The following is a 9,851-nucleotide window of genomic DNA, read 5'->3' on the forward strand; positions in this document are numbered from 1 at the left end:
CGATGAAATCGTCGAGGTTTGTCCAGACCATGGGTGCGCCTCAGGCCGAGGGGCCGAGGGCGAAGAATTCACCCCGGCTCCAGACCCCGAGACGGTCGCTACCATCCGGCGCGGGGACGGCAAGGTCCACGAGTTCGTAGAAGACGGGGCGGGTGAGCTTTGCCTCGAGGCGGCCGCGCACGAGGACATAGGGCGCCGGTTCGCCGGTGGCGGCGTCTGTTTCGATACGCAGGCAGGCGTCCGGGCCGGCGGTGGTTACGTCATCGAGATTGGTCGTGAAGGTCAGGGCCTGGTCCGGGCCGGGCTTGCCCGAAAGATCCACCCGTACGGCGAGGAACGGGGCGTCTGCGGTATGGACGATGACTTTCTCGTAAGGCGTGACGAGGTATGTGACGCCGTCCTCGTCCTTGCGCAGGATGCGGGAGAAGAGTTTGACCATCCGCGCGCGGGTGATGCGGCCGCCTTCATGCCACCAGCTGCCATCGGCGCGGATTTCCATGCCGATATCGCCGCAGTTCTCCGGATTCCACAGGTGGACCGGGGGCAACGGCCCCGTGAACTTGCCTTCCGGCAGGATGGCCTTAAGCGTGTCGTCGAGGCCAAAACTGCTGCCGGGGCTGGATGTCACATCTTTCTCCGCCAAAATCACGCCTTACAAATAGGCTTATAACGCGTTGACGTGAAGCCGGAGAACCGAGGCGAAATGGCCGATACAACACTGAGTTCCCAAACCGCGGTCGCAGATGCCGACGCGGCGACCGAAGCGCTGGCCCGCGTGAAGGCGGAGATCGGCCGGGCAATCTTCGGCCAGGAGCGGGTGATCGAGCTGGCACTGGCGGCCGTTCTGGCCGGCGGGCACGCGCTGCTGATCGGCGCACCGGGCCTTGCCAAGACGCGGCTGGTGGAAGCGATGGGCACGGCGCTCGGCCTTGCCAACCAGCGCATCCAGTTCACGCCGGACCTGATGCCGTCGGACATTCTCGGCTCCGAAGTTCTGGACGAGAGCCCGGGCGGGCAGCGCAGTTTCCGCTTCCTCAAGGGCCCTGTATTCACGCAGCTCCTGATGGCGGACGAGATCAACCGCGCCTCGCCCCGCACTCAGTCCGCACTTCTGCAGGCGATGCAGGAGAAGCACGTGACCGTAGCCGGCGTACGCCATGACCTGCCCGCGCCTTTCCATGTGCTCGCCACGCAGAACCCGATTGAGCAGGAAGGCACCTATCCGCTGCCGGAAGCGCAGCTCGACCGTTTCCTGCTGAAAGTGGACGTGAGCTATCCGGACCTCGACACTGAGCGCCGCATCCTGATCGAGACCACGCGCGGCAGCGACGCGCCCGTGCGCCCAGCGCTGGACGCCGGGCGGCTGATGGCAATCCAGGCGCTGGTGCGCCAGATGCCGGTGGGCGAGAAGATTGTCGGCGCGATCCTGAACCTGATCCGCGAAGCGCGGCCTGAACAGACAAGCGATGCGCGCGTGAAAAGGCTCGTGGACTGGGGGCCTTCGCCGCGCGCTGGACAAGCCCTGATGCTGGCGGCGCGGTCGCGCGCCCTGCTGCGCGGCCGCCTTGCCCCGTCAATGGAAGATGTCGAGGCGCTGGCCGAGCCCTGTCTCGGCCACCGGATGGCGATGCGCTACGACCCGACCGGCGACGCGCCGAAGCTCGGCGACCTGATCAATGACCTTGCGAGGAAAGCCGGATGAGAACGCGGCTCCTGATGGCAGACATGGTATTTGCAGCGGCCTGCACGACGCCCTTGGCAGAGGCGCCCGCGCGGGAAGAAGCTGCGCCCTGGGCCTGCCGCGAAGTCATGCGCACCGCAGCGGTGCAAGCCTACGCGCTCGCACGCTTGCGCGATGACCAGCGCGCGGTGATCCTGCTGCCGGCGGGCAAAGCGGTGGCCGAGCATGAGGCGGAAACGAAACACTTTCGCGATGAAGGCGCGCGCCTGATGGCCGCGCTGAAGGCGAATGATCCGGAGGCGTACAAACTTCCGCCGCCTGCGCCTGTCTCGCCGGGCGCCCTGACGGAAGAAAAGGTAACCGCCGGAATCGCCGCTGCAGATGCTCGCGTGGCCAACGCCGCCGGATGACCCCTGCCGCTGACCTTCGCGCAGAAGCCGAACGCCTTGCCCGGCAGCTACCGGAGCTGAACTTCAAGGCGGAAGCCTCCGAAGCGGCGCATATCGGATCGGCCGGACGGCGGCGCGCGGGCGGCGGTGAGACATTCTGGCAATACCGCCGCCATGCGCAGGGAGACGACGCAGCCCGCATCGACTGGCGCCGCTCGGCCCGCGGCGATGACCTGTATGTGCGCGAGACCGAGCTGGAAACTGCACGCACCGTGATGTTTTGGGCCGATGACCATCCGGGCTTCCGCTGGAAGGGCGAGGGTGACCTGCGCACCAAGGCAGAGGAAGCGATCCTCCTTATGCTGACAATGGCGATACCAATGTCCAAGGAGGGCGAGCGGATTGGCTCGCTGGGCACCGGGCGGCGGCCCAGCTTCGGCAAGCGCGCTGTCGACCGGCTGGCAAATGACCTGATGCGCGGCACCGGCGGGAACTTTCCGGCCCCGCCCCGCGCCGCCGCCACGCTGATCGTGGCCTCAGACTTCTATGATCCGATCCCGGAATGGACGGCGCGCCTCGCCCCGCTCGCGGCAAAGTGCCCCGAGGGCGTGCTGCTCGCCGTCTCGGCGACGGCTGAGGTCGACTTTCCCTTTAAAGGCCGCGTCAAGCTCTCTCGCCCCGGCGCCGCCATCGACCGGATCCTAGGCCGCGCCGAAACGATGCGCGAGGAATACCAGCGCCGCTTTGCCGCGCAGCGCGAAGCGCTGGAAGCCCTCGCCCGCCGGATGGGCTGGGGCTACGTGTCCCACGTCACGGGCCGTCCCGCGATCGAAAGCGCGGCGCGGCTTAAGGCGGAAATCGAACGCTTCGGGGCGGCGCGGTGACAACCCTCGGCCCTTTCCTGCTCGGCGCGCCGCTGGCGCTGTTCGCGCTGCTGGCACTGCCGCTCATCTGGTGGGTGCTGCGGGCGACGCCGCCCGCGCCGAAGAATGTGGAGCTGGCGTCACTGCGCCTGCTGGACGGCGCCGAACCGCGCGAGGAGACGCCCTCGCGCACGCCCTGGTGGGTCTGGCTCATCCGTACACTGGCAGTTGTCGCCGCCATCATCGGACTGTCGCAACCAGTCTACGCGCCCGGCGCGCGCAGCGGCGAGACGGCGGAGCAGGGCCCGGTCCTGATCGTCATCGACAATGGCTGGACGTCTGCACCGCGCTGGAGCGAACTCACCAACGCCGCCAGCGCCACGCTGGACGCAGGCGGCCGTGACACTGGCGTGCACCTCCTGCTGACCGCGCCGCAGCAGCGTAATGGCGACCCGTCGGAACGCTTCTCGAAAGCCGACCTGGCCAAGCGCATCAGCACGCTGCGCCCGCAGCCCTGGGCCAGCGACCGGGCCGACGCCCTGGCGCGGCTGGACGCCTCGGCCCTCAGGCCGGCGCGCATCTTCTGGGCCAGTGATGGCCTCGAGAATGGCGGCGGCACTGCCTTTGCCGCCGAGCTTTCCGCGCGTGCGCCGCTGACCGTGTTTGCGGCGCCAACCGAAGGGCCGGTCGCGATCACCGGCCTGTCCGCAGAAACCGACGCCGTGACGCTCCGCCTCGCACGCGCCGACACGCGCGGTGCGGCGCGCGCCTTCGTCTCGGCGCAGACGCGCGACGGCTCCGCCATCGGTTCGGCCGAGGCGGTGTTTGAGGCGGGCTCAGCCGAAGCGGTGGCCGCATTCAGGATCCCGGCGGCGGCGCTGGCGCGCGTGGCGCGCTTTAACGTGACCGGACGCTCCGGCGCGGGAACGGTCTGGCTATGGGATTCGGTGGACCGCACGCGCCGTGTGGGCCTTGTCGATTCGGGCGCTGCGGCGCAACCCCTGCTGTCCGACATGCACTATATCCGCAAGGCGCTGGAACCCTTCGCCTCGATCTCAACCGGCGATATCGAAACCGTTGTCGCTACGGCGCCGGATGCAGTCATATTGTCCGACGTCGGACAGATTCCAGCAGGCGAGGTCGAGAAGCTGACCAAATGGGTTGAGGATGGCGGTGCGCTGATCCGCTTTGCGGGCCCGCGCCTTGCCGCGCAGGGCGACGAGTTGCTCCCCGTGGGCTTGCGGCGCTCGTCGCGCGCGCTTGGCGGCACGCTCGCCTGGGAAGAGCCGCAGGGCCTTGCCGAGTTTGCTGACACCTCACCTTTCTTCGGTCTGCCTGTGCCGCCCGATGTGCTCATACGCCAGCAGGTGCTCGCCAGCCCCGACCCGGAGCTTTCGCGCAAGACCTGGGCCCGCCTGGCCGATGGCTCGCCGCTGGTTACCGCCGATGCGCGCGGCAACGGCATGCTGGTACTGTTCCATGTCACCGCCGGGCCGGACTGGGCGGACCTCGCCTATTCAGGGCTGTTCGAACAGATGCTGCGCCGTGCGATCACCGCCGGGCGCGGCGAGGCGATCGAAGACACCGCAGGCACCTACATGCCGCAGCTGACGCTGGACGGCTTCGGCCGCCTCGCCGGAGCGGGCACCAATGCGGCGCCGATCAAGGCGACAGAGTTCAATGCGACCGTGCCGTCAGAGATCCATCCGCCCGGACTCTATCAGGGACCCGCAGGCACGCGCGCGCTGAATGCCGGCGCCGGCGCCAGGCCGCAGCTGATCCGGGACTGGCCGGCGGCCGCGCGCCTGCTGGGCGACGCGCAAGCGCGCGCGCTGCGCCTGGCCGGTCCGTTGCTCAGCGCCGCGGCAGCGCTGCTGGCGCTGGACCTGTTCATTGCCTTGTTCGTGGCCGGACGCTTGCGATCCCGGTGGCCGAAGCGGCGCGCGGCGAGCCTTGCGCTCGGACTTGCCGCGCTGGCCTCGCTCTCGCTGCTCGCGCCCGAACGGGCGATGGCCCAGTATGATTATGAGCTGATGCCGGACGGCAGCTACCGGGCGGTGTCGACCGCCTCGCGCGTAGTGCCCCTGCCCGGCAATGGCGCGCCGCAAAAGCAGGTCGAGGCGGCGCTGGAGATGCGCCTCGCCTATGTCGAGACGGCTGACAGCGCGCTGAACGCCCGCACACGCGCCGGGCTGATCGGCATATCCAATATCCTGCTTATGCGGACATCCGTGGAGCCGGCCGAGCCGCATGCGCTGAACCTCGAAACGGACGCACTGGAACTTTATCCGCTGATCTATTTCAATGTGCCGGACGAGGCTGCGCCCCTGCCGGAGAAAGCCGTGCAGCGCCTCAACGCTTATCTGCGCACCGGCGGCGCGCTCGTAATCGATACACGCGCCGGGGCGACGATCGGCTCGCAGACCGATGTCTCAAGGCTGCAGGCGCTCCTCAAGGGTCTCGACGTGCCGCCGCTGCAACCGGTGCCGCAGAACCATGTGCTGTCGCGCAGCTTCTACCTGATCAAGGACTATCCGGGCCGCTATGCCGGGCGGCGGCTCTGGATCGAGCAGGCGGGCGACGCTGCTGCGCCGCGCGGGGACGCGGTCTCGCGCCTCTTCATCGGGGACGCAGACTGGGCTTCGGCCTGGGCGGTGGACCGGAACGGGCGCGACCTTTACTCCGTGGACGGAGGTGCCGAACAGCGCGAGACGGCCCGCCGGTTCGGCGTGAACCTCGTCATGTATGTGCTTACGGGGAGCTACAAGGACGATCAGGTCCATGTGCCCGCGCTGCTGGAGCGCCTCGGTGAGGGCCAAGGCAACGGCGATGATCCGCGCCTGCCGGGGCCTGATCCGGACGGAGGGCCGTGATGAACGAAGCCGTTCGCCTAGGAGCCGAACCCTTCCTCGGCTGGCCCCTGTTCTGGGGGCTCGCTGGGCTGACCGTGCTGGCCTGGACCGCCTATCTCGCGCTGCGCGGCCGGGCCTGGCTGACGCGGGCGCTTGGGCTTTTGCTCCTGTGCGCCGCGCTGCTGAACCCGTCCCTCATACATGAAGAACGCGAGCCCCTGCCCTCGGTGGCGGCGGTGATCCTCGACCGGTCCGAGAGCATGCAGTTCGGCGACCGCACCCGGGCCGCCGAGGCGGCCTACAGGGCGCTGACAGCCAAGCTCGCCGAGGACCCGACGCTGGAAGTACGCACGCTGGAGACCAATCCCGGTGATGACGGCACCTACCTGCACGGCGCGCTGGAGGGGCTGATGTCGGACGTGCCGCGCGACCGGATCGCCGGGGCCATCCTGATCACCGACGGCCAGATCCACGATCTTCCGGACCCGGAGCGTTCAGAAGCGCTGATTGGCCCGCTGCACGGCCTGATCGCCGGCGACGAGGACCGCGGCGACCGCAGCGTGCGCATCGTCAATGCGCCGAACTTCGGCATCGTCGGCGAGAGCGCCAACCTGATCGTGCGCGTCGAAGACCCGCGCGGCGGCGAAGTGGAGCTGCAGGTCTCGCTCAATGGCGGCGCGCCGGAGCGTATCCGCGTCAAGGCCGGCGAAGACACGCCGCTACCCGTGGAGATCGAGCGGCGCGGCGAGAACATGGTGGTGATCGAAGCGCCGTCAGGCCCGGAAGAGTTGACGCTGGCCAACAACCGCGCCGCGATGACCATCGCCGGCGTACGCGACCGGCTGCGCGTGCTTCTGGTCACTGGCAAGCCAAACCAGGCCGGCCGCGTCTGGCGCGACCTCCTGAAATCCGACCCTTCCGTGGACCTTGTCCACTTTACGATTCTCCGGCCGCCCTTCAAGACCGACTACGCACGGCCCGAAGAGCTGGCGCTGATCGCGTTCCCGACCGAAGAACTGTTCGAAGAAAAGCTCACCGAGTTCGACCTCATCATTTTCGACCAGTATGAGCGCCAGGGCGTCATCACGCAGGCTTATCTCGCCAACATGTCGCGCTACGTCGCCGATGGCGGGGCGCTGCTGATCGTGGCGGGCGAGCAGTTTGCGGGCCCCGCGAGCCTCGCGCGCTCGCCGCTTGCTTCCGTGCTGCCGGCCACGCCGACAGGGGTGATCCGTACCGGGAGCTTCAAGCCCCAGCTGACCGGCCCCGGCAGACGCCATTCGGTCAGTGCGCCGCTGGATGACAGCGGCTGGGGTGAATGGATGCGCTATATCGAGGCTGACGCCGTGGCAGGCGACGTGCTGATCGCCGGGCCGGAAGGCCGCCCGCTGCTGATTGTAGACCGTGTCGAGAAGGGCCGCGTTGGCATGCTGATGTCCGACCAGATCTGGCTCTGGGCCAGCGGCCATGATGGCGGCGGCCCTTTTGCGGAACTGATCCGCCGCATGGTGCACTGGATGATGAAAGAGCCGGAGCTGGAAGAGCGCCGCCTGTCGATCCAGACCGAGGGCGGCAAGGCGAGCGTCGAGCTGCGCACGCTGCTCGACACCGCCCCGCCGCTCGAGATTGAGACGCCGGAAGGCGACAAGCTGAGACCCAACTGGGTGAACCGCGGGCCCGGCACCTTCGCTGCCGAAGCGCCCATCGACCAGCTGGGCATCTACCGCGCCCGCTCCGGCGGCCTCGAAGCCATCTCGCTGAACGGCCCGGCAAACCCGCGCGAGTATGCCGACCTCACCTCCACTGCCGACATCCTTGAGCCCGTGTCGCGCGCTACCGGCGGCGGGGTCGAGCGGCTGAATGAAGCGGGCACTAACCTTCCCGAAATCCGCCGCATCGGCAACCAGAGCGTGGCCGCCGGCAATGGCTGGATCGGCCTGCGCGAGCGTGATGCCTATGCCGTGCGCTCATCAACCAGCCAGCCGCTGCTGCCGGGCCTCCTCGCCGCCGCCGCACTGATCCTGATGCTGATGCTCGCCTGGCGCCGTGAGGGGCGCTGAAACCGAATGTCTGCCTGGTCACGGCGCGCGCGGTGAAATCCGTAGTTTTGTGCGCATGCTGAAAGGGTTAGTGGCCATGAAGATCAGAACGCTCGCCGCCGCGCTGACTATTGCCGGCGCAGTTGCTGCGCCGGGCGCGCTGGCGATGGACGAAGCCGCCTTCAAGAAGGAGATCTGGCCCGCCAACCCTTCCAATCCGCATCAGGTGAATGCACGTCTGCAGCAGCTTATCGAAAGCGGCGAGCTTAGCGATGATCAGCACGCCCGTGCGCTTTTTCAGATTGCCCTGAATTTCGGCGCGGTCGCACATGACCGGACCAGGGCGGCAAAAACCTATGAAGCCCTTCTCGCGCACTTCCCCGGACATGCCCTTGCCGAAAAGGCCGCCGCCAATCGCGACTATGCCAATACACAGCTAGGCTATATCCGCGCGCGGCTGAAGAAGGGCCCTGTCGAAGCCGCAGACCTGATGGCCAATGGCCAATGGGCAGACGTTGCCAGCCACTTTGGAAAGCCGGGCTTTGTCTTCTTGGAATCCGATCTGCCAGGCCTCTGCTATACCGGCTGGTTCTGCGAGCCGGGCATGATGACCGCCGGGCCGACAAACACCGAGCAGAAGGCCATTGGTCCGTGCTCGGCGAAGCAGGACCCGGTAAATATTCCTGCGCTCAAGATACTGGACTGACGCGCGGCGCCTTCGCGGTTCGCTGGCTGACGAGCCAGATCAGGATAAGCGGCGGGATGGCCGCAAAGGGGGTGATCGAGAACCATGTGGCGAAGCCGCCCATCGACGAGCCGCTGCGCAGCTGCAGCGCCTCGACCGCTAACCCCGCGAAACCGCCGAGGAAACCGGCCACGAGGGTCATCAGAGAAGAGAGCAGCGCAAACTGCGCGGCGGTGGCGATGGGGTTCGTCAGACGGCTCGCCCAGGCCACCATCGCGGCCGTCGCCATGCCGCCGCTGAAGCCTTCAAACATCGAAGCCGCGATCCAGACGAGCTTGTCACCGCCCGACAGCGCGAGGAAAGCGAAGCCGATATTGGACACCGCCGCGAGGATGACCGCAATCGCCATCGCCGGAATCGTGCCATAGCGCAGGCCGATCAGGCCCGCCACGATCACGCCCGCAAGTGTTGCAGGAAAGCCGAACACGGTGCGCGTTGCCGCGATTTGCGGGCCGGTGAAGCCGAGATCGATATAGAGCGGGCCGACCATCGAGATGATCAGCCCGTCCGGCACAAAGAACAAGGCGACCAGCGGCAGGAAGATGAAATTGTTGCGGCCGTGGTCCTGCCAGAAAACCTTCAGGGGACGGATCAGGGCCGAGAGCACGCTGGCGAGGCCAGTGGCGGGCGTGAAGTCGCGCGGCTTATCCGGCTCGCGCGCCATCAGCAGGCCGGCAAGGCCCGCAATGCCGCCGACCGCGGCGGCAGCATAGGCCATGTTCCAGCCGATCGCCGCCGACATCGCGAGGATCGGCACATTGGCGAGGAAGTAGCCTGTCCGCAGGCCGAAAATATAGGCCGATGCCATAAGGTCCTGCTCGGCGTCTTCCGCGCTTTCGATCCGCCAGGCATCCACCGCAATGTCCTGCGTGGCGGCAGCGAAGGAAGTGAGCATGGCAAAGGCGATGAAGGCGCTGAGGCTGCCGGACGGCCCGGTGAACGCCATGCCGAGGATTCCGACAGTCACGAAAGTCTGCCCGAGCAACATCCAGGAACGGCGATGGCCGAGGCGCTTGCCGATCCAGGGCAGCCGGATCCAGTCCACGAAGGGTGCCCAGAGAAACTTCACCGAGACGAACAGGCCCACCCAGCTCATCATGCCGATGGCAGCGAGCGCGATACCTTCAGACCGCAGCCAGAAGCCCAGTGTCACCCCGACGAGCACCGGCGGCATGCCCGTCGCGATTCCGAAGATGACCGCCAGCGCGACCTTCGGCTGGTTCAGCGAGGCCAGAACCTGCCGCAGGCCCGTGCGCGGGCGGTGCGGCTCGTCCAGGCCGGT

Annotated in this window: 9 protein-coding genes and 1 pseudogene; 8 read left to right on the forward strand and 2 right to left on the reverse strand. The window is 67.6% G+C overall.

The annotated features are described in order from the left end of the window. Window positions 1-40: 40 nt before the first annotated feature. Entirely contained in the window at window positions 41-628 is a 588-nt protein-coding gene (locus WEA77_RS15750) for a DUF1285 domain-containing protein (RefSeq protein WP_368068818.1), read from the reverse strand. A gap of 75 nt (window positions 629-703) precedes the next feature. Here WEA77_RS15750 and WEA77_RS15755 point away from each other — a divergent pair, with 75 nt between their 5' ends. From WEA77_RS15755 to WEA77_RS15790, 8 genes and pseudogenes are all read left to right on the forward strand, one after another. Then, a complete protein-coding gene (locus WEA77_RS15755; RefSeq protein ID WP_368068819.1) occupies window positions 704-1,702 on the forward strand; it encodes an AAA family ATPase in 999 nt (332 codons plus the stop codon). Further along, complete coding sequence (locus tag WEA77_RS15760) at window positions 1,699-2,091, forward strand: hypothetical protein (protein WP_368068820.1); 393 nt, start codon at window positions 1,699-1,701, stop codon at window positions 2,089-2,091. The genes WEA77_RS15755 and WEA77_RS15760 overlap by 4 nt, the downstream gene beginning before the upstream one ends. Then, window positions 2,088-2,954: a DUF58 domain-containing protein gene (locus WEA77_RS15765; protein ID WP_368068821.1), complete on the forward strand. Its 867-nt coding sequence runs from the start codon at window positions 2,088-2,090 to the stop codon at window positions 2,952-2,954. Before WEA77_RS15760 ends, WEA77_RS15765 begins: the two co-directional genes overlap by 4 nt. After that, window positions 2,951-3,193, forward strand: a pseudogene (locus WEA77_RS15770) (BatA domain-containing protein); the annotation flags it as partial. The gene WEA77_RS15765 and the pseudogene WEA77_RS15770, both read left to right, overlap by 4 nt. A gap of 67 nt (window positions 3,194-3,260) precedes the next feature. After that, window positions 3,261-3,359 carry a CxxxxCH/CxxCH domain-containing protein gene (locus WEA77_RS15775; RefSeq protein ID WP_368068825.1) on the forward strand — a complete coding sequence of 33 codons (99 nt, stop codon included), beginning with the start codon at window positions 3,261-3,263 and terminating at the stop codon, window positions 3,357-3,359. A gap of 521 nt (window positions 3,360-3,880) precedes the next feature. Next, entirely contained in the window at window positions 3,881-5,806 is a 1,926-nt protein-coding gene (locus tag WEA77_RS15780) for a DUF4159 domain-containing protein (RefSeq protein ID WP_368068826.1), read from the forward strand. Then, window positions 5,806-7,845 (forward strand): hypothetical protein, encoded by a 2,040-nt coding sequence (locus WEA77_RS15785; protein WP_368068822.1) that lies wholly within the window; start codon window positions 5,806-5,808, stop codon window positions 7,843-7,845. The genes WEA77_RS15780 and WEA77_RS15785 overlap by 1 nt, the downstream gene beginning before the upstream one ends. A 76-nt stretch (window positions 7,846-7,921) precedes the next feature. Next, window positions 7,922-8,530: a hypothetical protein gene (locus tag WEA77_RS15790; RefSeq protein ID WP_368068823.1), complete on the forward strand. Its 609-nt coding sequence runs from the start codon at window positions 7,922-7,924 to the stop codon at window positions 8,528-8,530. Here the strand turns inward: WEA77_RS15790 and WEA77_RS15795 are convergent. Next, on the reverse strand, window positions 8,514-9,851 hold a 1,338-nt coding region (locus WEA77_RS15795; protein ID WP_368068824.1), incomplete at its 5' end, for an MFS transporter. The two genes, WEA77_RS15790 and WEA77_RS15795, sit on opposite strands and share 17 nt — an antisense overlap.

Origin of the sequence: Hyphomonas sp., assembly GCF_040882205.1 — a bacterium.
Taxonomy (GTDB): domain Bacteria; phylum Pseudomonadota; class Alphaproteobacteria; order Caulobacterales; family Hyphomonadaceae; genus Hyphomonas.